The organism is Albidovulum sediminicola (assembly GCF_025751575.1).
In the GTDB taxonomy this organism is placed as follows: domain Bacteria; phylum Pseudomonadota; class Alphaproteobacteria; order Rhodobacterales; family Rhodobacteraceae; genus Albidovulum; species Albidovulum sediminicola.
This window is the reverse complement of record NZ_JAOWLA010000023.1, coordinates 14,687-36,527: the sequence shown is the minus strand read 5'-3', so window position 1 is coordinate 36,527 and position 21,841 is coordinate 14,687. Positions and strand designations below refer to the sequence as shown.

Genomic DNA, 21,841 nt, shown 5'->3' with positions numbered 1-21,841 from the left:
CGGCGGCGACTGCGACGGAACGCTGGACAACCTCGCCTCCGCGGTCTTCGTGGACGGCTTCGGCGGCAGCGCGAGCGACAGCGACACGGCCTCGGTGCCCGTCGACTACGAGCCCGGGATCGAGGTCAAGAAGGAGGTCTCGGTCGATGGCGGGCTGACCTGGCATGACGCGAACAGCGCGACGGGTCCGGTGGCGCATGACGGCGACGAGGTCCAGTTCCGCTTCACGGTGACGAACGGCGGCAACATCACGCTGGAGAATGTGACGGTCTCGGACAGCGACTTCGCGCTCGACGCGGGCGCCGGGGACGATGACGACGACATCTGGGACGTCGGGACGCTGGCGCCGGGGGCGAGCGACACGCTGATCGTGACGGGGGTGACCTGGCAGGAGGGCCAGCACGAGAACACGGCGGTGGCCTCTGGTCTTGCGGAATGCGAGGAGGAGACGGTCTCGGACAGCGACCAGGCGCATTACTTCGGCGCGGCGCCCGCGATTGATGTTGAGAAGATCTACGCGATCACGGACGCGGACCCGGGCGACGGGGAGAACAACACGGCCACGGTGGACGAGGTCGGGGACGTGATCACCTACACGGTGACGGTTGAGAACACCGGCAACGTGGCGCTGACGGCGAGCGATGTGTCGGACGCGCTGGAGGGGGCGGACCAGGTTCTGGCCCTGGACCCGACGAGCGACGCGGGCGATGACGGGGTTCTCTCGGTGGGCGAGACCTGGACCTACACGTCGAGCCATTCGGTGACGCAGGAGGACCTGGACAGCAACGGCGGCGACTGCGACGGAACGCTGGACAACCTCGCCTCCGCGGTCTTCGTGGACGGCTTCGGCGGCAGCGCGAGCGACAGCGACACGGCCTCGGTGCCCGTCGACTACGAGCCCGGGATCGAGGTCGAAAAAGTCACCCGCCACGAAGGGGTCGAAGGCGACGGCCTGATGGGCGTGGTCGGCGGCGACGAGGTGCGTTGGGGTTACTATGTGACCAATTCGGGCAACGTCACGCTGGAGAACCTCGAAATCGTCGATGACAACGGCACGGCGGCCGATACGTCGGACGACTTCAGCCTGTCGGGTGGCGGCATCATCGGGGTGGAGGCCGGAGGGTTCAACGTCGGTGACACCGACATGGACGGTGTCTTCGATGTGGGTGAGACGTGGGAATTCGAGTCAACGCCCGCCTATGTCGTACCGGATGACCTTCTGTCCTACGAAAACGAGGTTGTCGTGACGGCCGATGGCCCCTGCGAGGGCACGGTGTCGGATTCCGACACTTCGGGCTTCACGGTACTGCCGCCAGGGATGGTTACCAATTCCGCGCTCTGCGACTTCGGGGAGTATTTCAACGTACTCTTCACACAGAGCAAGTCGGGCGGGTTCACGCAGAACGCCACGAACCCGGGGCAGTTCTTCTACAACGTGTTCTTCGACTATGACGAGGAATTCAGCGAGGAAGGCGGCGACAACATCCTGACACTGCACATTCCCGACGGGTTCGAACTGCAATCGCCGGACGCGGAATTTGAGCAGGCGGTGCATGTCTACGATTCCGTGACGACCGAGATCCATGACGGGATGCTGTGCCTGGTTCCGGGCGAGGAGATTTCGCGCGATCTTTACACGATCGAATATGTCTACAACGAGGACGGGTCGTTCGATGTCGTCATCAACTTCGGGAACAACGACCTGGACGGGCTGACCTACGTCAACATCCATCTCGACTACGAGACCAAGGGAACCGGAAGCTGGTCCAAATCGGGCGAGGACGCGGTCGATGGGCCGGATCTTTTCGATGATGGGACGAAAGTCGGCTATGTGCCGGATTCCATTCTCGACAACACCGAGTATCTGTTCGACGCGACGTTGAGCGAGGACGGCGCAGACAGCGAAACCGACTTTTCCGACTCTGTCTTCAACGACAACATCTTCAAGGGTGGCGGCAAGGGCGGGGGCCTCGCGGGCTTTGTCTGGAACGACGCCGATCACAGCGGCGGGTTCGATGGCGGCGAGGGGATCGACATCGGCGGAACCGGTGCCTACGTCAAGATCATCGACAGCAAGGGCAACGTCGTCGCGGACGGTGTGGAAACCGACGATGACGGTTGGTGGGCGGTCGACTTCACGCCGAAAGGGGGGCTGAAGGGCTACATCGTCGAACTTTATGATGAAGATGGCACCTTGTACGATTCCCATGACCTCGACCTGACCGGGTCGCAGAAATTCGCGATCGTCGATTTCGAGGTCAGCGATACGGATGTTTCAAGCTTCGACGGGCTCTGAACGTTCGGATCGCGCGCCGCAGGCCGCCGCCGCTCAGGTCGGCGGCCTGCGCAGCTTGCCGCGCCAGGGCCAGGACCAGCCGACGTGGACGCCGTGTGCGACGCGGCCCCAGGGCGGAAAATCGCGCGAGGCGCGCAGCGCATAATGTGAATCGTGGGCAAGCGCCGCGTCGCGTATCCGCGACCAGACGGCCTCGATTAGAAACGCCTGATCGGTGTAGCGGGAGTTCGACTTGCGCAGCCACTGGCGGCTCATGCGGGTCAGCGGGGGAAGCAGGCCCGCGAACCCGCCCCAGAGACCGGCCATGATGGGTGTGCAGTGGAAGATGTGGTCGCGCATCACATGGAAGGGCAGGTCGGAATTGTAAAGCCAGTCCTCGACCGCGATCCGTTCGCGTGCCGTCAGCGGGGAATCCACGTCGCGGACGAGGACGACGTTGACCTCCGGATCGTCGAAGGCCCAGAACCGCCAGAAGAGCCCCTCCCAGGAGGCGGTCTGTTTGGGGACCAGCTTGACCTCCGCCCCGTTGCGCACAAGTTCATCCAGCACGGTGCGCGGAACATCGGCGGCGCAGTAGAAGCGCGCCGTGAAGTCCGGGAAGCTCGCCTGGGCGATGCGGGAATTGATGATGGCGCAATCCTGGTAGTAGCGATTGGATCCGAAGAGGCTGTAGGCAATGATGTTGCGTTGCCGCGCCGCCGGATCGAACGGGCGCGGTCGCGCGGGATCGACCGCGCCGGACCGCTTCGCCGCAGCGTCGGCCGAACTGTCGCGCAACCGGAGCGCGTGGGCGCCGTGATAGCGCGCTATGGCCATTTCCCCGAGGTTGTAGAAAGCCTTGGAGGCTGCGGCCCATAGCGTGTCGCGATCCCCGCCAAGCTCGATCGCCTCGCGCAGATGGGCGGCGGCCTCGTCGTAGCGCCCGAGCCCGTTTAGCGACACGCCGAGCATGTGCTTGCACCGGATTAGCGCGCCCCGGTTTCCGCCGTTCGTTTCGAGAGTGCCGTGTAATGCGCCAAGAACCGCGGCGGCGTCCTTGTTCCGTCCCAGGGCATGTAGCGCGCGGCCATGCAGTTCGCGCAGGAACTGTGCCTGCGGATGGAGGGCAAGCGCCGCCGCCGCGATCTCTTCGGCCTCAGCCGCACGGCCAAGGCTGATCGCCTGAAGAACCCGCTTTTCCGTTTCCTCTGTCATCGTCAGCCAGGACCGATCGCAGCCTCACGACCAGTCTATGGCGGGCCAGGGCAAAAAGGCCAAATTTCTTTGGCGGGGCCCGGATCTTTCAACTAGACTGAGGAAAACAAGGCATTTGTGGGGTTATTGGTATGCGACTTCACCGCAATTCCGTCCCGCTGTCGAAAGAGCGGCACGCGCGGTTCTCACTGAAGCAACCCCTCGGCTACGGGTTCGCGCGGGAGATCAACTCAGCGCCCATCGTCACGGCTGAGTTCGACAAGGTCGCGCACGATCACCCGATCGTTTTCGGCCCTGCAACGGGCGATGCGGTCGCGCCGATGGCGATTCTGGGCCTGCGCGACGACGAGAATTTTTGCGTTTCTGGAAACGGTGAGTGGACCGGGGGCTATATCCCCGGTTTTCTTCGACAGTATCCCTTTGTCCTTGCAAGGCCGGGTGAGGAGCAGCAGTTCGTCGTCTGCATCGACGAGACCGCCTTTGATGACGGCGGTCCAGGCCCGCGGATCTTCGACGAAGAGGGGGGCGAGACCGAACAGCTCAAGCAGGCGTTGTCGTTCCTGAAGGAATACCACCGCCAGAGCCTACAGACGCTCGAATTCGGGCGGGCGCTGAAATCGGCCGGTTTGCTGCAACGGATGGTGGTTCGATATGGCGCTGACCACAAGGATCAGACCCTTGGCGGGTTCGAGGTGATCGACCGCCAGAAGCTGGCCGAGTTGCCTGCCGCCGAGGTCGAGCGCTTCCATCGCGCCGGATGGCTTGAGCTTGCCTACCTGCACCTTCACTCGCTCGACAATGTTGCCCGGCTGACCCGCGCCGTTGGAACGGGGCGCTGAGCGTCAGGATCGGATTTTCAAACGTTTCTGGCGTCTTGTGGAATTGTGTTATGGTTACCGGGTGGCTGTTTGGGTGGTGGGATGCAGGGCAGGACTAAGTTCCAGCGGGTGATTTCGGCCGCCCAACGGCAGTTGCCGGCGCTTCTGGCGCTCAGCTTCTTTGCCAACCTGCTGCTTCTGGTCAGTTCGGTCTACATGATCCAGGTTTTCGACCGGGTGCTTTCCAGCGGATCGGTGCACACGCTGATCTGGCTTTCCGCCATGGCGGTCGCGGCAACCGTGGTTTACGGGCTGATCGAACAGTCGCGGCGCAAGATGCTGACGCGGATCGGCTCTTGGGTGGAGTTGGAGCTTTCGCCCGAGGTGCTCAAGCGCGCCATGCGCGCGCGCCTTGCGACTGGTAGCGAACTGGCCTCGATCGGTGATGTCAGCGACGTGCGCGGCTTTCTTGGCGGCGATGCGATCCTGGCGTGGCTCGATGCGCCCTGGACGCCGATCTTCATCGGGCTCATCTGGATCATCCACCCGATGCTTGGGGCGGTCGCGGTCATCGGCGCGGTGGTGCTTTTCGCGATCGCCGTCCTGAACGATGTGCTGACGCGACGCCAACAGATCGCGAATACCGGAAAGGTCCGGCAGGAACATGCCGCCGTCCGCAGTTTCTTTGACAACGCGGAGACGATCTCGGCGCTTGGCATGGAGGCGGCGGTGGTCAACCGATGGGCGGAGCGGCAGAAAAGCGCGCGCAGCGACGGGCTTGCGCTCGCCGACACCAACACGCGGCTCTACAACCTGTCGCGGGTGATCCGGCTTGGCCTTCAGATCATGATCATCGGCGTCGGCGCCTCGCTCGTCGTCGCGGCGGAGATGACCTCCGGGAGCATGATCGCGTCCTCGCTGATCCTTGGCCGGGCGCTGGCGCCGGTGGAACGCTCGATCGTGTCCTGGCGCAGCTGGACGGCCTACAAGGCCGCGCGCGCCCGGCTGACGGAACTGTTTTCGCACAGGTTCGAGGTGGACGCGACGATCCTGCCGCGGCCGCGTGGCGCGCTGACGGTGGAGGGGGTGGGGTATGTCACCCCCGAAAGCCGGACGCCGGTGCTCAAGCGGGTCAGCTTCGCGCTGAAGCCGGGCGAGGTCTGCGGGATCATCGGCCCCTCCGGCTCCGGCAAGTCGACGCTTTGCAAGCTGATCACCGGGGCCTACCAGGCATCGGTCGGTACCATCCGGCTCGATTCCGTCGATGTATCGCAATGGGACAGTGAGCTGCGAGGCCCCTTTGTCGGCTACCTGCCGCAGCATGTCGATCTGTTGCCCGGCACGGTGGCGGAGAACATCGCCCGCATGAAGGGCGGCAAGGATGAGGAGATCATCGCCGCGGCTCGGGCGGCGCAGGCACACGACATGATCCTGGCGCTGCCGGACGGCTACGACACCATGCTGGGCGATGGCCGCATCCTCCTGTCGGGCGGGCAGAAGCAAAGGATCGGCCTGGCGCGTGCGCTTTACCAGATGCCAGCGCTGGTCGTTCTGGATGAGCCGGCCTCCAATCTCGACGGCGACGGAGAGATCGCGTTGATGGGCGTGTTGAAGGCGCTGAAGGACCGCAAGATCACGACGATCATCGTGGCGCATCAGCCCAATATGCTTCGCTGGGCCGACAAGGTCCTGATCGTGAAGGACGGCAGCTCCGCCGCGTTCGGACCGCGCGACGAGATCCTGAAGCGTCTGATCCATCCCGCCGCGTCTGAGAAGGAGGTCCGGGAACCCGTGCGCTTCCAGTCGCGCCGTGGCGGAGCCAAGAGCGATGGATGAGGGGGCTGGCGTGAGCGGATGGGGCATGCTCATCGCCGGCCTGATCGTGGTGGCGGTCTTTGCAGCGGCCCGCCTGCTGCGCCGTCACCTGACCGGGCGGGCGCCCGATAGCGAGATGACGGACCTTTCGCAGCTGACGCGGGGGCCGCGCCTGTTCGGCTTCGCGGTGATCGCCGTCTTTTTCGGGGGATTTGGCGTCTGGTCCGTGATCGCGCCGCTGTCCAGTGCGGCGCTCGCGCCCGGTGTTGTCAGCCCGGACGGATCGCGCAAGACCGTGCAGCACCTCGACGGCGGCATCATCCGCCAGATCTATGTGCGCGAGGGCGACCATGTGCGCGCGGGCGAGCCCCTGATCGCGCTGGAGGAAACGCGGGCCCTGTCGCGCTACGAGGATCTGCGCGAGCGGCAGATCTACCTTCTGTCGGCCGAGGCGCGCCTGACCGCCGAACAGCTTGGCAAAGACACGGTCGATTATCCGGCCCTGGTCCGCGACGACGATGCGACCGGAGTGATCGCGATGGCCAGCGAGGACGCTCTTTTCCAGGATCGGCGAGAGACCCAGCGGGCGCGGGAGGATATCCTGAGCCGCCGCGTCGCGCAGCTTGAGGAGGAGAACCTCGGCCTGAGCGAAGTCATCGCGGTCCAGGACGAACAACTCGACCTGATCTCGCAAGAGATGGACGCGGCGCTCGACCTCTATCAGCAGGGGCTCGAACGGCTTCCGCGTGTGTTGGAGTTGAAGCGGCAGCGCGCCGATATCCACGCCAGCCAGGCTTCGAACAAGGCGGCGATCGCGCGCAACGGCCAGCAGATCGCCGAGGCGGAGCTTCAGCTGCTCGCCTCCCGCCAGCAGATCCGCGAAGAGGCGAGCAGACAGTTGACCGAGGCGCGGGGGGAGCTTGCATCGCTGCGCAACCAGTTGGCCGAGCGGGCCGACGTTCTGGCGCGGACGCAGGTGTCCGCGCCGATCAGCGGAATGGTGATGAATGTGCAGGTCACGACAGAGGCGGGCGGGGTGCTTCGCCCGGGCGCGCCGATCCTCGACATCGTGCCCGAGGACGCCCGGTTGATCGTCGATGCGCGCGTGCGTCCCCTCGATATCGAGTCCGTTCGTCCCGAGATGCGCGCGCGCGTGGTCCTGACCGCCTATAACCAGCGCTTCATGCCGCAGATCTTCGGACGGGTGCGCTCCGTCTCTGCCGACCGGCTGGTCGATGAGCGGAACGGCGAGGCCTATTTCCTTGCCAAGATCGAGGTGCCGCCGGAAGAAATCGACAAGCTGGGGGGGACGGTCGATCTGGTCTCGGGGATGCCGGTCGATGTCATGATCCTGACGGGCGAGACGACGCTTGCCGATCTGTTGCTGCGTCCCATCGCGGAAAGCCTGCGCAAAAGCTTCCGCGACAGTTAGATCAGTTCGCGGGCCCTTCGCCGACCGCCGACGCCATCGCAGGAGGCTGCCCGGCCGCAAAACCAGCCCCGAGCGCCACGTTGAGCAGCACATATTGCAGCGCCACCTGGCGTCGCGCCTCGGAAAGGGTCTCCCGCGCATCGGAAATCTGGCGTTCGGCGTCGATCAGGTCGAGCGTGGTGATATTGCCGCGTTCCGCCAGTGTTCGCGACAGATCGAGCGATTTCGTGTACTGGTCGACTGCACCGGCAGCCGCGCCCGCCGCCGCGTTGTATTTCTGAAGCGCGTAGAGCGCGCTTTGGACGTCGTTCACCCCTTCGAGAACGGTGCGCTGCCAGGCCAGATGCGCCTCTCTGGCCCCGGATTCCGCAGCATCGACATTGGCGTAAAGGCGGCCGCGGTTGAAGATCGGGACCGTCAGGGTGGGGCCGAAGCTCCAGCCGCTCGTATCGACGCCCGCGCTGTTGCTGGCGGTGATGCTGCCGCCCAGTCGGATAGAGGGGTAAAGCTCCGCCTCCGCCACGCCGATGCGGGCGACGGCGGCGGCATAGCTGTGCTCGGCGCTGCGCACATCCGGACGGCCGCGCACCAGATTCGCCGTGATTGATGCGGGGATGCCGCCACGCGGCGCCGGCTGCTCGCCCGCTGCGACAAGGGAGAGCGTCCCCGCCGGGACGGCCAGCAACGTCGCGATCCGGTTCTGCTGGGCGCGCGCCCGGGCCTCCAGCACCGGGATTTCCGACTGCGTGGTGTTCAGAAGCGCGCGGGCCTGCGCAAGGTCAAGCTCGGTGGCGTTGCCTAGCCGGACAAGCGCTTCGGTCTGCTCCAGCGTCTTGCGGCGCGAGGCAAGGTCGCGGGTCTTGAGCCGGATACCCGTCTCATAGAAGCGCAGGTCGATATAGGCCGTCGCGAGTTGGCCCAGGAAGGCGAGCGCGGCATTGTCGGCATCCGCGCGACGGGCCTCCGCCGACTGCCGGCTGTTTTCGCGTTCAGAGCGCGCACGGCCGAAGAAATCAAGAAGCCAGGACGCGCCAAGGTCAAACCGCCGTTCGTTTACCGGGGCATCGCCCGCCTGATCGGCGCGCGTCAGGCCCGCATTCGCATCGCCCGACACGACCGTGCCAGCGCTTCGGGCAATCGCATCGGCTGCGATCACCCTTTCGCGCGCTTCGCGGATACTCAGGTTCTGCTGCAAGCCGCGCCGGATCAGATCGTCCAGCACAGGATCACGGAACCCCGTCCACCAGGCGTCGTGGGACAGATCGGGGGCTGGAATGGCGCTGACCGGTGTCAGAAACGGCAAGTTCAGCGTTGCCAGACGTTGGGCCTGGCCATTCGAACAGGCCGACAACGCCAGACAGGAGGAGATCAGCAATATGGGGAAGTTCCGTTGGAATCGCGCCATCGGTGTTGCCTGCCATTACTCTGCCTCGGGGCGCCCCGCTCTTTTCCGGCAGGGCTGCCGTTGTGGGCAGAGTAGCATCGACATGATCGTCTCGATAGCTTGGCGGGAAATGTGCGGGAAACTGTGGCCAGAATACACTTTTTTGTTGTCTTGCGCCGAGGCGAGGGCCACAGGCCGACCGGACCCCGACCCGTTCTTCATGCCGGTTCGCGACTGCTGTGACACTCGGTCAGGGCGAGGTTCCAAGGAAATCGCGAAAGGCCGAGAGGAACACGTCCCACGAAGGGTTTCCGGGCAATGGCAGATGGTTGGCCGTGTCGAGGACAAGCAGTTCCGCGTCCGCGATCCCGGCTGCAAGCTTGCGGGCCTCCGAAAGCGGGTGCACGGCGTCATGACGGGCGTGGACGATGAGCGTCGGGCATCGGATCTGAGACAAGAGCGGACCGTTGTCCACCGTGTTGATCGCATCCCTGAGCGCCAGTTCGGTTTCCTTCGAGACCGAATCCTGGAAATTGCGGGCCGCGGCCATGATGGCCTCCAGCGGCCCCTCGGGGAGATAGGCAAGCATGAAGGCGGCGCCGATCCCCTCGGCCTCCGCACGCCAGCCTTCGGCCACGAGATGACGAAAGGCGTCGTCCGCCACCTCCGTCCCGCTGCGGCGTGACCGGCCCTCGACATAGCCACCAGCGATCACCAGCCGGCTGACACGGGCCGGGTAGCGCGCCGCAAAGCGCAATGCGGCATGGACGCCGCCCGACTGTGAAAACATCGCGAAGCGGTCAAATCCCACGGCATCGGCCACAAGCGCAAGCTCTTCCGCCATTGCGTCGTAGTCGATCCTCGGCGCCCCGTCGCGCCCTTTCCCGAAGTCACGCCGGGTAAAGCGCGCCACACGATAGAACTGCGCCAGGGCTTCCGTCGCATCACGCCAGTAGTGGGCGTTCCACTCCGCCTCGATGTCCCAGGCCGGGGCATCGACGCGCAAGAGCGGCGGCCCGGTGCCGTTGACCGCATAGACGATGCTTTCACCGTGATTTCCGGAAAGGTGGCGCACGCGCTGAACGATGGCGGGTGGTTCGGAAAGGGATGGCTCTGGCGCTGATGAAGCGACTTCGGCCACCAGCATCAGCCCGCGCCGTGCCACGGTGCGGATCACCGCCTGCGCCTTTCCGTCGTCGCCCAATGCCCGGCGCGCGGCGGCGATGCAGGCCGAAATCGCGCTTTCCGACACGATGCGGCCCTGCCAGACCTCATCGATCAGCCGGTCGCGGGTGACGAGATCCCCGGCATTGCGCACCAGAAGGTGGATCAGGTCGAAGACGCGCGGCTCCAGCGCCACGGGCGCGCCGCCCCGCGTCAAGGTCATCCGCGCGTCGTCGAGGATGCAGTTGGCGAAACGATGCTCCATGGCATGAACTCTACCAAGATTTGGCTTGGCGTCCCCAGCAAAATCCAAGGCAGATCACAGGGGTTTCCAAGGCTTGTCCTCAAGCGGAACGGCCCCGGGCGGGGCATTCTGGTCCCATCAGCCAAGGAGAAAAGCCATGATGGCCCCCTTCAACACCGACCTTATGAAGCACCCCCCCGCCGCCCTCACCGCCCCGACCGCGCATGAGCGCGCGGCGCTCCGTGCCATTCGTGCCGCCCGTCGCGCAGCCCGTCGCGCGGCGTTCCTGGCCTTTGTCGCGGCGGTCTTCGCGCAGCCGCCGCGCCACCCGGTGGCGAAGGTTCGTGGCCGGATCGACGCACCGTCCGGACCCTGATCCGCGCAGGCCGACAATCGACGGCGCGCGCTTTGCACTGGCCGCGCCAAATTGAGAACGGCGGCCATTCGTGCTACCGTGAGCCGATGCCTTTGTCTCGCGCTTCGGGGATCACCAGCATGTCGGACAATTCGGCCAAGTTCATCGGGGACATTCCCGGGCATTACGACCGTGGGCTCGGCCCGAACATCTTCGTGGATTTCGCGGACAGGTTGACCGATGCGGCATGCGAGGGCAGGGCGACGAACGTCCTCGAACTTGCGGCCGGGACGGGCATCGTCAGCCGGAAGCTGCGCGACAGGCTGGACCCCGCCGTGCCGCTTCTGGTGAGCGACCTCAACGCGCCGATGCTTGAGGTTGCCCGGCGCAAGTTCACGGAAGGAGAGAACGTCAGCTTCCAGGTCGCGAATGCGATGGACCTGCAGTTCGACGATGCGACCTTCGACCTGATGGTCTGCCAGTTCGGGGTGATGTTCTTCCCCGACAAACCCGCCTCTTTCCGCGAAGCGCGCCGCGTCCTGAAGCCCGGGGGACGCTACGTGTTCAACGCCTTCAGCCGCATGCAGGAAAACCCGTATTCGCAAATCGCCTATGAGGTTCCGGCCCGCTTCTTTCCCGAAAACCCGCCGGGTTTCTATAAGGTTCCGTTTCACTATGGCGACCCGGAGGTGGTGCGTGCGGACCTGAGGGCCGGGGGATGGCAGGATGTCAGGCATGAGACGATCCGGCTCAGGAAGAAGATCGTGGATGCCGAGGCTTTCGCCAGGGGACTCGTCTTCGGCAACCCGCTGATCGACGAGATCCGGGCCCGCGGCAACGTCGATCCGGAGACCGTCGCCGGCGCCGTCCTTGAGGCGCTTGAGGCCAGGTTTGGTCCGACCGACATGACCATGCCGCTGGAGTCGACAATCTTCACCTGCACTGTGACGTAGTCTCAGGACGGGCCATATGCGGGTCGGCGCATGACGCAAGACGTCATTTGCCCGGGATGTTGTCAGGTCAAGGATAGGGCCGGAAAGCCTCGACCGTGGCTCAAGATCGCGACGTGCAGGATCTGCTGGACATGCGGATGTTTTGGGATGAGCGTCGAAGGCTGCGCAACCTTCGCCGCGCCTGCGGTCTCGCAGAGACCGTGACATGGGGAAAGCTCTGCTACACTTTCGGGGGCAGCAATGTCGCTATCACCTGCGGGATGAAGCACGTTTGCGCGCTCGGCTCCTTCAAGGGGCGCTTCTGGAGGACCCCGATGGCATGCTGATCCGGCCCGGCAAGCATGGGCAGACCCGGGCGCGGCGCGCCTCGAAGGCCCGCGCCGGGATTCTGACCGGGAGAGGTCGTCACGAACCTTGAACGCGTCCCCGGACGGCTCGGACCACCGCGCGGTTTCACGGGGGCCTGCCAGAAACCTCAGTAGTCCTACGGATTTCAATGCAGGGCCAGCCGCTTATGTTATCGTCGCCAACAGAGCGCGACCCCCCGCGGGGTCGCCCGAACGGGCCGGGCAGGTGACAGAGACGAGATCTTCAGCGCAAAGGGCTTTGCCGCATCCGATGACATGGTTCATCGGTTGGGCGTTCGCCTGCCTTCTCGCGCTCGCCGCGATCTGGGTGAGCGAGCGCGCGTCCCGTCTCTCGACCCTGACCGCTGAGAGCGCGCGGCTTCATGGCGTGGCGTCCCAACGTGTTGACCAGCATGACGCGCACCTGACCGCGCTTTCGGCCATCGCGGTTGCCGGTGCCGAAAGCCGCCCCGACCTTTTCCGTGAGGTGGCAGGCGCGGTCATACGGTTCTATCCCAGGGTGATCGGGGTTCTGCTGGTCCCGCTGGCCGAGGATCGCGGCGTGTTGGAGATCGGCGTCGCGGGCGACGATGTCGCTGGCCTGATCCGAGATGCCGCCCGGCGCTCGAACGGTGCTCCGGTTCTTGTTCAACGGCCCGGGGACACCGGGGCCTATCTGATCGTCAAGCGCAGCCCCAACAGCGATGCACCCCGATACGGCCTAGCGCTGGTGATCGATGCCGCAGCCCTTCTCGACGGCGATTCAGACTATTGGGGTCGCCCCGAGACAGCGCGCAGACTGTCCTTGCCGGACGGCACCCCGCTGTTGGCAGACGGTGCGGGTCTTGCCGTGCCGCAGTTTGCGCGGGCGCTTTCCAGCAATACCCAGCCGCTTCTGCTTGAGACGGTACTGACCTTGACACCGGCGGACCTTCTGCCGCCCGGCAGTGTTGCGATGGCGCTCGCGCTGATCACCATCATCGTCTTCGGCTTGCGGGCGATCATGCGCCAAAGGGCGCAAATGCGCGAGGCTGAGCGGCGCGCGGAACTCAGTGGGCTCGAATCCCGCCTCAGCCACGCGTCGCGGGTCAATGCGCTTGGTGAGATGGCCAGCGGCATGGCGCATGAACTGACCCAACCGCTGACGGCGGTCCTAGCCCAGGCCCAGGCCGCGCGGCGGCTCGCGATGCGCGGTGACACCGACAAGCTTGCTCCGGTCCTGGAGGGTGTCATCGACCAGACCAAGCGCGCCTCGGCCATCCTTGAGCGGCTCAGGACCTGGACCCGCCCGCAGCAAAGACGGCCCGAACCGATAGACCTGCGCGATTGCCTTCAGGTCGCGAAGACCCTGCTCAGCGATCAGGCCCGGGCGGCCGACGCCGATCTGCGGCTTAACGTGCCCGCTTTGCGGGTGCCCGTCGTGGTGGACCGGGTTGAGGTTGAACAGGTGCTCTTTAACCTGATCCGGAACGGGCTCGATGCGGTGAGGGAGGTTGATGGCGCACGCCTGGTCAGCGTAACCCTGACGGTGGACAATGGCATCGCCGAGGTCGAGGTCGCTGACACCGGCCCCGGCATCCGAGCCGATGTTCGCGACCGGATATTCACCCCCTTCGTGACCACGCGGGAGAACGGCACGGGCCTTGGCCTCACGCTCAGTCAGCGGCTGATCGAGCGGGCAGGGGGCGATCTTGTCTTGATGGAGACGAAGGGCGGCGCCCGCTTCCGGGTCAGCCTGCCGCTTGGCCAGCCACGCCAGGCGGTCGCGGAATGAGCCCGCCGGTCTATCTTGTCGATGACGACCGGGCGGTGCGGGACGCGCTTTGCCTTCTGTTGTCGACCGTGGGTATCGACGTGCGATCCTTTCCGGGGCCGGAGGAGTTCCTGCAAGCCCTGCCGGCGCTGGAACCCGGTTGCCTGATCCTGGATATCCGGATGCCCGTGATTTCGGGCCTCAAGCTGCAGGAAAGGCTTGCCGGATCGGGCGTGGACTGGCCGACGGTCGTGATCTCCGGCCATGGTGATATCGAGGCCTGCCGAAAGGCGTTCCGCAACGGCGCCATTGATTTCCTGTCGAAGCCGGTCGACGAACAGGACCTGATCGACGCGATACAGAAGGGCCAGACGGCGCTTGGCAAGGCGGCGGCGAAGCAAGCGGAGCGCGAGGAGACGCGCGCGCTCATCGCCGGCCTGACGCCCCGCGAACATGAGGTCCTGTCGCTTGTCGCGCGGGGCTTTGCGACCCGCGACATTGCCACGGCCCTGGCCGTCTCTCCCCGAACGGTGGAGAGCCATCGCGCCGCGATCGGCGCCAAGCTGGGCACCACATCCCCGGCGGAGATGACCCGTCTCTGGATCGAGGCAGAAGACACTCCGTAGAACTACTGAGGCCCCGTGGCCGGTCCACGAATGGGGATATGGTTCGGCATCCGGTAAGACTCTCCTCATCACCAGCGAAGGAGAACCGTCATGCTGAAAGCTACCGTCTTCATGGCCGCCCTGGCCGCACCCCTGGCCGCAACCGCGCAAGAACTTCCGACCGCCCCCTATCTGCCGCTGACGCTGGCCGCGAAAGCCGCGAATACCGCGCTTGAGGCCTGTGCGGCGGATGGCTACGCCGTGAGCGTCGCGATCGTGGCGCGCGACGGGGCAACCAAGGTGCACCTGAAGGCCGACAATTCGGGCCCCCACACCGTTGGAAGCGCGCAGGGCAAGGCGTTCACCTCTGCCTCTCTGGGCCGCGATACGGCGGGTCTTGCCCAGTTCATCGGCGAAAATGCGCAGAATGAGGGTCTGCGGGACATGGACCCGCGTCTGGTCATCCAGGCCGGCGGCCTGCCGATCCGTATCGGTGGCGCGCTCGTCGGCGGGATCGGTGTCGGCGGCGCGCCGGGCGGCGACCTCGACGCGGCCTGCGCACGGGCCGGACTTGACGCCATCGGCGCCGAGTGACGCGCTCGGCGGACCGTGCCCCACCGGTGCGGTCCGCCTCCGTTTCCCCACGATTGCGAGGTTCCCGGCATGAGACGTTTGGCGCTGATCGTGGCTCTGGCCAGCCTGTCTGCGGCAGCGGACGCGCAAACAGCGCCGTCCGCGGGCGAGGTTGCCGCCTATGACGGGCTTTTCCAAGCTGCGCATGCAGGCGATGTGGAGGCGATCCGGCGGCTTCTGTCTGAGGGTGCCGAGATCGATGCGCGTGATCCCAGGGGGCGTACCCCGGCCCATGTCGCGGCCTTCGCCTCGCAGGACGAGGCGCTGCGGGCGCTTGCCGAGGCCGGGGCCGATATGAACGCGCTTGAGGGCCGCGCCTACGACGTGGTGACCATCGCGGCGGTTGCGGACGATCCCGCGCTGATGTCCTTGGCCATCGCGCTTGGCAACGATCCCGGCCTGACGACCAGCCCCTATGAGGGCACCGCGCTGATCGCGGCGGCACATCTGGGTCATGTCGAGGTGGTGCGGCGCCTGATCGCGGCGGGCGCACCGCTTGATCACATCAACAACCTGCACTGGACGGCGGTGATGGAGGCGGTTGTCCTGGGCGACGGCGGGCCCGACCACCTGGCCGTTCTAGATGCCTTGCTTGAGGCCGGCGCCGACCGGACACTGGCCGATCGCGACGGCGTGTCACCGCTTCAGCATGCGCGGGCGCGGGGGTTCCAGAAGATGGTCGAGCGCCTGGAAAGCCTAGACTAAAGGTGCAGGCTCTGGCGTTCCGGGACAACACGCGCCCGGCCGTACGCCCCATTGGAACGGCTTCAGCGCACCGCATCATCGCTCGCGTGCGGGTGTCGAACCCTATCACGGTCGCCGCAACCTGAGACCTGCCCCCGGCCCGAAGGTCAGCGCGGCGCCCGCCTTGCACGCGTTCTCCGATGCGCGGGATCGGTAGGGCCAGGGCCGATTCCGCCCGCGAGAAAAAGAATCTGAACGCCTCTCTTGACCCTCCAATGCTGGGAGCGCCCAGGTCTTGCCTCGCCAAGCAAACAAGGGAGGCAAACATGCAATTCCACATCCCGCACTTCACCTGCTTCGGCTGCGCCCGGAGCGTGACGAAGGCGATCCAGTCGGTCGACAAGGGCGCTGTCGTCAAAGCTGACCCCGAGAACCGCGCCATCGCGGTCGAGACCTCGGCCGCGCGTGCCGAGATCGAGGCGGTGCTCGCCGAGGCAGGCTACCCCGCCACCCGCGACGCCGCGTGACGGGGGCAAATGGTGCCAGGCGAGCGCCAAACTAGAACGGATGGGCACAGCCCCGACCATGCGGCAAACTGAAAACGATCGCGTGGGCCGCGCGGCACAAGAGCGGTCCACCCGCACACCCTACGAAGACTTGATGCAGAGGTGCCGGAAACCGTTCTATCCTCAGTCCCATGCAGCGTTTCCTGGCGATTGCCCTGTCGATTCTCCTTCTCGCGACACTGGTCGCGGCACCGCTGTCGCACGGCGTAGCGGCCAATGCCGTCGATCGGCATGCCAGAGCGGACTGGGGCGGTCACATGGGAATGCACAGCCCGCAAGAGACCACGCGCCATGGCGGAGCCGTTGCCTGCCAGATCTACTGTGCGGCCACCGTTGAGTTTTCGGTGCTGCGCGACCATCCCCTCAGGTTGCGTTGGCGCTGGGACGGGTTCGTGATGGCCCGGTGGATCGCGCCGCATGGAACGGTGCCGGAGGTGGACGAACGTCCGCCAAGGGCGGTCTTCGTCTGAACAGGCCAGGTCCACAAGGGCCATATCCCCCCATTACAACCGGGCCAATGCGGCCCGAGGAGACGAAGATGACGACATTCACGAGACGCGGCCTCCTGGCCGCAGGGGGCGCCGCATGCGCGGTTTCCCGGTTTCCCGCCGTTGCGCGGGCCCAGACCGCCGCGCCCGTCGCGCTGTCAGCGGTGCGCCGGACCATCGAGGTGAACGGCCGAGCCGCCAGTGTCTGGGGCTTGGCGCGGTCCGACGGCGGCCAAGGCCTCATCCTGGATCCGGGGGCACCGTTTCGGGTGGCGCTGACGAACGCGCTCGATCAGCCGACCATTGTGCATTGGCACGGGCAGATCCCGCCCAATGTGCAGGACGGTGTGCCCGACATGCCGATGCCCACGCTCGCCCCGGGCGAGACGCGCGACTACGACTTCGTTCCGCGGACGGGCACGCACTGGATGCACAGCCATATCCCCGTGCAGGAGATGCGGCTGCTGGCCGCGCCATTGATCGTGCGCTCGGCCGAGGAGGCGGCCGAAGACCGGCAAGAGGTGGTGCTGTTCCTGCACGACTTCTCCTTCAAGGACCCCGAGGAGGTTCTGGCAGAGATCACCGGCGGCCATGGCGGTGGCCATGGCGGCGGACATGACGGCGGGCACGGGGCTCAGGGCATGGCACCCGACGCGCCTACTGATCCATCCACTATGGCACCTGGTATGGCAGGCATGGCGATGGGCGGCATGGCGATGGAGATGGACCTCAACGACTACGATTGGGATGCCTATCTCGCGAACGACCGCACGCTGGCCGACCCTGAGGTGGTGAGCGTCGAGCGCGGCGGACGCGTCCGGCTGCGTGTGATCAACGCCTCCGCCGCGACCGTGTTCTGGATCGACACCGGAACCGCCGCGTCGCGTCTGGTGGCGGTGGACGGGCATGGCGTGGAGCCGCTGCCAGGCAACCGCTTCGGCGTGGCGATGGGCCAGCGCCTCGACATCGAGATCGATCTGCCGAACGAAGGCGGTGCCTGGCCGATCCTTGCGGTGCGGGAAGGCGCGCGGGAACGCACCGGGCTTATCCTGGCGACGCAGGGGGCCGATATTCGCCGGATCGAGCCACTGGCGGATGCGGAGGCCCCGGCCTTCGACATCGACCTGGCGCAGGAGGCGCGCCTGGTTGCCAGGGGCGGCCTGCCGGCGCGCGCCGTCGATCGCAACCGGATGCTCATGCTCGGCGGGTCCATGCAGCCCTATGTCTGGACGATCGACGGGCAAACCTGGGGCAATCACGCCCCGGTGCGCGCCCGATCCGGCGAGAGGGTGGAACTGATGTTCCACAACATGTCGATGATGGGGCATCCGATGCATCTGCACGGGCATGTCTTTCAGGTGGTCGAGATCAACGGCCGCCGCCTCTCCGGCGCAATGCGCGATACGGTCTATGTCCCGCCGATGTCGATGGTGACAGTCGCGCTCGACGCGGGCGAGGCCGCGCGCTGGATGCTGCACTGCCACCACATGCCGCATCTGGCAACCGGCATGATGACCGAGTTCGCGGTCACTGCGGCCGCCTGATGCGCCCGTCGTTGGGGCCTCGTGAAGTCCACGATGGCCCCGACACTCCCGCAACGCTGGCTGGCGCCATCGCAATGGTGCCAGCGGCGATCTGAGTTTGGCCAAGCGCGCGGCTTGGGTCTTCCGGCGAACCCCTGTAGCGTTCACACGAGAGTGGGCGCTCGCCGTGCCGTTTGGCCGGTGCCCGGGTACCCTAAACCTGGCTCGCTCAACCGACCCGATTGCGCGAGGCGAGCGAAAAAGAGGCGCCACAGGTATGGACAAGCTATCTGTCATGCACGCATTCCGCCGCATCGTCGAGCGCGGCAGCTTCGCGAGGGCGGCGGAAGACCTGGGCGTATCACCCGCGCTTCTGAGCCGCGAGATCAAGCTTCTTGAAGAAAGCCTGGGCTGCACGCTGCTGACCCGGACGACGCGTGCCATGTCGCTGACCGATGCCGGGCGGCTCTACTACGACGAGGCGCGCAGCATCCTGAATGCTGTCAGCCTCGTGGAAAGCCGGATACGCGACGGGGCAGGGGCTGTGCGCGGTCACCTAAAGGTCAACGCATCGAGCTCGTTCGGGCAGATGGTCATCGCGCCGATGCTGCCGGGCTTTCTCGACGCCTTTCCCGACCTTCGGCTCACACTCTCCCTCGACGACCGGGTGGTGGACATGGTCGAGGGCGGTTTCGATGTCTCGATCCGCATTCGGCCCGCGATGCCGGACTCGGCGTTGGTCGCGCGACGGGTCGGAACCATGCGCCAGCGGATCTTCGCTGCGCCAAGTTACCTGCGACGCGCGGGAACCCCGAAAACGCCCGACGAGATCCAACACCACAAGATCGTGGGCTTTCTCTTGGCCGATCACCTGACCGCCTGGACCCTGAAGGGTCCGGCCGGGCCACACACCGTCACGCTCGATCCGCCGGTTCGGGTCGGTAACAGTCTGGTGCTGCGCGATCTCCTGATCGCGGGGCAGGGGATCGGCACATTGCCGGACTTCGTATCAAACGATGCCGAACAGCGGGGCGATCTGGTGCGGGTGCTGCCCGACTGGGAGCTTCCCGCGCCGGAAATCTTTGCGCTGACGGCCTCGCGGCTGGGCATCGATGCGAAGGTGACGGCATTTCTCGACCATCTTCGCGTGGCGCTGCGATCCTGAGATTATTCAACGGGAGTAAAGAATGAAGTGAGAGCCGGCCGGTTATTCCGGCCGCACGCTTGCACGATCTTCCTGGGCAATGAAACCCGAAGCCCGAGAGGATCCCATGACCCGCATACTCGTTCTCTACTACTCCAGCTACGGCCACGTCCGTGCCCTCGCGCAGGCGGAGGCCGAGGGGGCCCGCAGCGTGCCCGGCACGGAGGTTGACCCGCGCCGCATTCCCGAAACCGTGCCTGAGAGCATCCGGCACAAAGCAGGTTTCGCCGCGGACGAGACCCCCGTTGCGACGCCGGCCGACCTTGAAGCCTACGATGCGGTCATCTTCGGCACGCCGACGCTTTTCGGGATGATGGCCGGGCAGATGAAATCCTTCCTCGACCAGGCCGGCAGTCTCTGGGCGCGCAACGCGCTTGTGGGCAAGGTCGCGGCCGTCTTTGCCTCCACCGGATCGCAGCACGGCGGGCATGAGGCGACGCTGCTCTCCACCCAGATCCCGCTTCAGCATTTCGGGATGCTGATTGCCGGCATGCCCTATACGTTCGCCGGCCAGACAACGGCCAGTGAGATTGTCGGCGGTGCGCCCTATGGCGCGGGTACGATCGCCGGGGCGGATGGTGGCCGCGCGCCGTCCGAAACTGACCTTGCCGGGGCGCGTTTTCAGGGTGCGCATGTGGCGCGCATTGCCGCGCGCCTCAAGGGCGCTAGTCTGCAAGCGGAGGCCGCGTGATGGCCTCGCTCACGATCGATTTCTTTCATGATGTCGTCTGCTGCTGGTGTTTCAACATCTCGTCGAGGATGCGTGGCCTCGCGGAGGATTTCGACCTCGACCTCCGCCACCGCACCTTCGTTCTTCAGGCAGACCGCGCCGAGATGGCCGAACGCTGGGGCAGGCCAGAGGAAGCTCGTCAAACCATTCTCGGGCACTGGTCGCAGTGTCGGGAATCCAGCGACCAGCCCGAACGCATCGACATCGACGCCATGCGCGCGGCAAGGTTCGACTACCCCCACGGGATGACCGCCGCGCTTGGCTGCAAGGCGGCGGAGCGGATCGGCGGGCAGGCAGCCCACTGGGACATGTTCGACAGGTTGCAGCGCGCCCATCTAGCCGAGGCCCGCAACGTCGCCGATCCTGCAACGGTGTCGCGGGCGGCACGTGATCTCGGCTTCGAAGCCGCAGCCTTTGCCGATGTCTTCGATGACCCCGCCACCGCCCAAGCCGTCCACGCCGACCGCAAGTTCGCCCGCGCGCTTCAGGTCCGCGTAATCCCGACACTTGTCGTCCGAGAGACGGGCACCCGGCTCGTCAACGGATCGCGTGAAGACCTGGCCGCGCAGATGCACGCGGCTCTTCGCGCCGCCGCTTGAAAGGATACGTCCATGATCATTCCGTTTCTCCGCCGCAACCTCCGGCGTTCCCAGGGCATTCCGCACGAACTGCCCCGCGATTTGCCGTCCCACATCATGCGCGACATCGGCCTCGATCCCTGGCCCGAAACGGCGTCCCGCCGGTTTCATCCGCTCTGGTAAGACCGGGTCAGGAGTTCATCCATGTCACGTACCGTCGATGTCCTGTTGACCGCACTCGCCCCGGCAGTCTGGGGCAGCACCTATCTCGTCACGACCGAGGCGCTGCCGGCCGGCTATCCCGTCACGCTCGCGGTTCTGCGCGCCTTGCCGGCTGGGCTTTTGCTGCTCGCCGTCACACGCTGCCTGCCGCCGCGTGCCTGGCTTGGTCGCGCCTTTCTGCTGGGCAGCTTCAATTTCGCGCTCTTCTGGGTGCTGCTCTTCGTCGCGGCCTACCGATTGCCGGGTGGGGTTGCGGCGACGCTTGGATCCCTTCAGGCGATGATCGTCATCATCATGGCGCGCGGCTGGCTTGGTACGCCCGTCCGGACGGGCGCGGTCGTCGCGGCGGCGGCCGGCACTTTCGGCGTCGCAGTCCTGCTCATCAGCCCGCAGGCGCGGCTCGACCCCGTCGGCGTCTTGGCAGGTCTGGGTGGCGCCGCGTCAATGGCGGCCGGAACCGTGCTGAGCCGGAAGTGGCAGCCCCCCGTTTCGGCGCTCAGCTTCACCGCTTGGCAGTTGACCGCCGGCGGATTGATCCTCGTGCCGTTCGCGCTTGTTTCGGAGCCGCCGCTGCCCCCGCTCTCGTCCACAAATCTCGTGGGCCTGTTGTGGCTCGGCCTGATCGGAGCAGCCGCGACATATGTGCTTTGGTTCCGAGGCGTCGCGCGTCTCGAACCTGGCGCCGTCTCCATGCTCGGGATGATGAGCCCGGTGACGGCCGTAATCCTCGGTTGGGCCTGGCTCGACCAGTCCCTGACGCCGCTTCAGTTTCTGGGGGCCGTGGTCGTCCTGGGCTCGGTCTGGGCCGGTCAGCGTGCGAACCGATGACGGCATGGGAAGACCAGCTCTGCCA

Annotated in this window: 21 protein-coding genes; 18 read left to right on the top strand and 3 right to left on the bottom strand. The window is 65.9% G+C overall.

Annotated elements, in window-relative coordinates; translation table 11 throughout:
* On the top strand, positions 1–2,296 hold a 2,296-nt coding region (locus OE647_RS18310; protein WP_263723207.1), incomplete at its 5' end, for a DUF11 domain-containing protein.
* A gap of 33 nt (positions 2,297–2,329) precedes the next feature.
* Here OE647_RS18310 and OE647_RS18305 read toward each other — a convergent pair.
* Positions 2,330–3,490: a tetratricopeptide repeat protein gene (locus OE647_RS18305; RefSeq protein WP_263723206.1), complete on the bottom strand. Its 1,161-nt coding sequence runs from the start codon at positions 3,488–3,490 to the stop codon at positions 2,330–2,332.
* A gap of 131 nt (positions 3,491–3,621) precedes the next feature.
* On the opposite strand from OE647_RS18305, the gene OE647_RS18300 reads away from it, so the two are divergent.
* From OE647_RS18300 to OE647_RS18290, 3 genes are all read left to right on the top strand, one after another.
* Positions 3,622–4,329: a SapC family protein gene (locus OE647_RS18300; protein WP_263723205.1), complete on the top strand. Its 708-nt coding sequence runs from the start codon at positions 3,622–3,624 to the stop codon at positions 4,327–4,329.
* Positions 4,330–4,410: 81 nt separating this feature from the next.
* Positions 4,411–6,144, top strand: coding sequence for a type I secretion system permease/ATPase (locus OE647_RS18295; protein ID WP_263723204.1), 1,734 nt, complete (start codon positions 4,411–4,413; stop codon positions 6,142–6,144).
* A gap of 10 nt (positions 6,145–6,154) precedes the next feature.
* Complete coding sequence (locus OE647_RS18290) at positions 6,155–7,555, top strand: HlyD family type I secretion periplasmic adaptor subunit (RefSeq protein ID WP_263723203.1); 1,401 nt, start codon at positions 6,155–6,157, stop codon at positions 7,553–7,555.
* Between the two features lies 1 nt (position 7,556).
* Here the strand turns inward: OE647_RS18290 and OE647_RS18285 are convergent, their stop codons facing one another.
* Together OE647_RS18285 and OE647_RS18280 are read right to left on the bottom strand one after the other, a co-directional pair.
* Positions 7,557–8,960 carry an efflux transporter outer membrane subunit gene (locus tag OE647_RS18285; RefSeq protein WP_263723202.1) on the bottom strand — a complete coding sequence of 468 codons (1,404 nt, stop codon included), beginning with the start codon at positions 8,958–8,960 and terminating at the stop codon, positions 7,557–7,559.
* A 229-nt stretch (positions 8,961–9,189) separates the two neighbouring features.
* The gene (locus tag OE647_RS18280; RefSeq protein ID WP_263723201.1) at positions 9,190–10,368 is read right to left on the bottom strand and encodes an alpha/beta hydrolase; all 1,179 of its coding nucleotides are present in this window, start codon (positions 10,366–10,368) and stop codon (positions 9,190–9,192) included.
* A 136-nt stretch (positions 10,369–10,504) separates the two neighbouring features.
* Here OE647_RS18280 and OE647_RS18275 point away from each other — a divergent pair, with 136 nt between their 5' ends.
* The 14 genes from OE647_RS18275 to OE647_RS18210 all read left to right on the top strand — a co-directional run bounded on the left by OE647_RS18275 (position 10,505) and on the right by OE647_RS18210 (position 21,816).
* Positions 10,505–10,723 (top strand): hypothetical protein, encoded by a 219-nt coding sequence (locus OE647_RS18275; protein ID WP_263723200.1) that lies wholly within the window; start codon positions 10,505–10,507, stop codon positions 10,721–10,723.
* Between the two features lie 119 nt (positions 10,724–10,842).
* Positions 10,843–11,655 (top strand): class I SAM-dependent methyltransferase, encoded by an 813-nt coding sequence (locus OE647_RS18270; protein WP_263723199.1) that lies wholly within the window; start codon positions 10,843–10,845, stop codon positions 11,653–11,655.
* Positions 11,656–12,273: 618 nt separating this feature from the next.
* The gene (locus OE647_RS18265) at positions 12,274–13,776 is read left to right on the top strand and encodes a sensor histidine kinase (protein ID WP_263723198.1); all 1,503 of its coding nucleotides are present in this window, start codon (positions 12,274–12,276) and stop codon (positions 13,774–13,776) included.
* Positions 13,773–14,381, top strand: a complete 609-nt coding sequence (locus tag OE647_RS18260; protein WP_263723197.1) for a response regulator transcription factor — start codon at positions 13,773–13,775, stop codon at positions 14,379–14,381. The genes OE647_RS18265 and OE647_RS18260 overlap by 4 nt, the downstream gene beginning before the upstream one ends.
* Before the next feature lie 90 nt (positions 14,382–14,471).
* A complete protein-coding gene (locus tag OE647_RS18255; RefSeq protein ID WP_263723196.1) occupies positions 14,472–14,954 on the top strand; it encodes a GlcG/HbpS family heme-binding protein in 483 nt (160 codons plus the stop codon).
* A 69-nt stretch (positions 14,955–15,023) separates the two neighbouring features.
* Positions 15,024–15,698, top strand: coding sequence for an ankyrin repeat domain-containing protein (locus tag OE647_RS18250; RefSeq protein WP_263723195.1), 675 nt, complete (start codon positions 15,024–15,026; stop codon positions 15,696–15,698).
* Positions 15,699–16,003: 305 nt separating this feature from the next.
* A complete protein-coding gene (locus OE647_RS18245; protein ID WP_263723194.1) occupies positions 16,004–16,204 on the top strand; it encodes a heavy-metal-associated domain-containing protein in 201 nt (66 codons plus the stop codon).
* A 170-nt stretch (positions 16,205–16,374) separates the two neighbouring features.
* Complete coding sequence (locus OE647_RS18240) at positions 16,375–16,713, top strand: hypothetical protein (protein WP_263723193.1); 339 nt, start codon at positions 16,375–16,377, stop codon at positions 16,711–16,713.
* A gap of 68 nt (positions 16,714–16,781) precedes the next feature.
* Positions 16,782–18,275, top strand: a complete 1,494-nt coding sequence (locus OE647_RS18235; protein ID WP_263723192.1) for a multicopper oxidase family protein — start codon at positions 16,782–16,784, stop codon at positions 18,273–18,275.
* A 256-nt stretch (positions 18,276–18,531) separates the two neighbouring features.
* The gene (locus OE647_RS18230) at positions 18,532–19,419 is read left to right on the top strand and encodes a LysR family transcriptional regulator (RefSeq protein ID WP_263723191.1); all 888 of its coding nucleotides are present in this window, start codon (positions 18,532–18,534) and stop codon (positions 19,417–19,419) included.
* A 106-nt stretch (positions 19,420–19,525) separates the two neighbouring features.
* On the top strand, positions 19,526–20,149 hold the full coding sequence (gene wrbA, locus OE647_RS18225) for an NAD(P)H:quinone oxidoreductase (RefSeq protein WP_263723190.1): 624 nt from the start codon (positions 19,526–19,528) through the stop codon (positions 20,147–20,149).
* On the top strand, positions 20,149–20,787 hold the full coding sequence (locus tag OE647_RS18220) for a DsbA family oxidoreductase (protein WP_263723189.1): 639 nt from the start codon (positions 20,149–20,151) through the stop codon (positions 20,785–20,787). Before wrbA ends, OE647_RS18220 begins: the two co-directional genes overlap by 1 nt.
* Before the next feature lie 12 nt (positions 20,788–20,799).
* The gene (locus OE647_RS18215) at positions 20,800–20,949 is read left to right on the top strand and encodes a hypothetical protein (RefSeq protein ID WP_263723188.1); all 150 of its coding nucleotides are present in this window, start codon (positions 20,800–20,802) and stop codon (positions 20,947–20,949) included.
* 21 nt (positions 20,950–20,970) lie between these two features.
* Positions 20,971–21,816, top strand: a complete 846-nt coding sequence (locus tag OE647_RS18210; protein WP_263723187.1) for a DMT family transporter — start codon at positions 20,971–20,973, stop codon at positions 21,814–21,816.
* Positions 21,817–21,841 lie beyond the last annotated feature (25 nt).

Bases quoted from the DNA above. Each gene is read 5' to 3' on its own strand.
- OE647_RS18235 (WP_263723192.1), top strand. From the start codon at position 16,782: ATGACGACATTCACGAGACGCGGCCTCCTGGCCGCAGGGGGCGCCGCA.
- OE647_RS18280 (WP_263723201.1), bottom strand. From the start codon at position 10,368: ATGGAGCATCGTTTCGCCAACTGCATCCTCGACGACGCGCGGATGACC.
- OE647_RS18220 (WP_263723189.1), top strand. From the start codon at position 20,149: ATGGCCTCGCTCACGATCGATTTCTTTCATGATGTCGTCTGCTGCTGG.
- OE647_RS18295 (WP_263723204.1), top strand. From the start codon at position 4,411: ATGCAGGGCAGGACTAAGTTCCAGCGGGTGATTTCGGCCGCCCAACGG.
- OE647_RS18210 (WP_263723187.1), top strand. From the start codon at position 20,971: ATGTCACGTACCGTCGATGTCCTGTTGACCGCACTCGCCCCGGCAGTC.
- OE647_RS18275 (WP_263723200.1), top strand. From the start codon at position 10,505: ATGATGGCCCCCTTCAACACCGACCTTATGAAGCACCCCCCCGCCGCC.
- OE647_RS18230 (WP_263723191.1), top strand. From the start codon at position 18,532: ATGGACAAGCTATCTGTCATGCACGCATTCCGCCGCATCGTCGAGCGC.
- OE647_RS18240 (WP_263723193.1), top strand. From the start codon at position 16,375: ATGCAGCGTTTCCTGGCGATTGCCCTGTCGATTCTCCTTCTCGCGACA.
- OE647_RS18260 (WP_263723197.1), top strand. From the start codon at position 13,773: ATGAGCCCGCCGGTCTATCTTGTCGATGACGACCGGGCGGTGCGGGAC.
- OE647_RS18300 (WP_263723205.1), top strand. From the start codon at position 3,622: ATGCGACTTCACCGCAATTCCGTCCCGCTGTCGAAAGAGCGGCACGCG.
- wrbA (WP_263723190.1), top strand. From the start codon at position 19,526: ATGACCCGCATACTCGTTCTCTACTACTCCAGCTACGGCCACGTCCGT.
- OE647_RS18245 (WP_263723194.1), top strand. From the start codon at position 16,004: ATGCAATTCCACATCCCGCACTTCACCTGCTTCGGCTGCGCCCGGAGC.
- OE647_RS18215 (WP_263723188.1), top strand. From the start codon at position 20,800: ATGATCATTCCGTTTCTCCGCCGCAACCTCCGGCGTTCCCAGGGCATT.
- OE647_RS18250 (WP_263723195.1), top strand. From the start codon at position 15,024: ATGAGACGTTTGGCGCTGATCGTGGCTCTGGCCAGCCTGTCTGCGGCA.
- OE647_RS18265 (WP_263723198.1), top strand. From the start codon at position 12,274: ATGACATGGTTCATCGGTTGGGCGTTCGCCTGCCTTCTCGCGCTCGCC.
- OE647_RS18270 (WP_263723199.1), top strand. From the start codon at position 10,843: ATGTCGGACAATTCGGCCAAGTTCATCGGGGACATTCCCGGGCATTAC.
- OE647_RS18305 (WP_263723206.1), bottom strand. From the start codon at position 3,490: ATGACAGAGGAAACGGAAAAGCGGGTTCTTCAGGCGATCAGCCTTGGC.
- OE647_RS18285 (WP_263723202.1), bottom strand. From the start codon at position 8,960: ATGGCGCGATTCCAACGGAACTTCCCCATATTGCTGATCTCCTCCTGT.
- OE647_RS18255 (WP_263723196.1), top strand. From the start codon at position 14,472: ATGCTGAAAGCTACCGTCTTCATGGCCGCCCTGGCCGCACCCCTGGCC.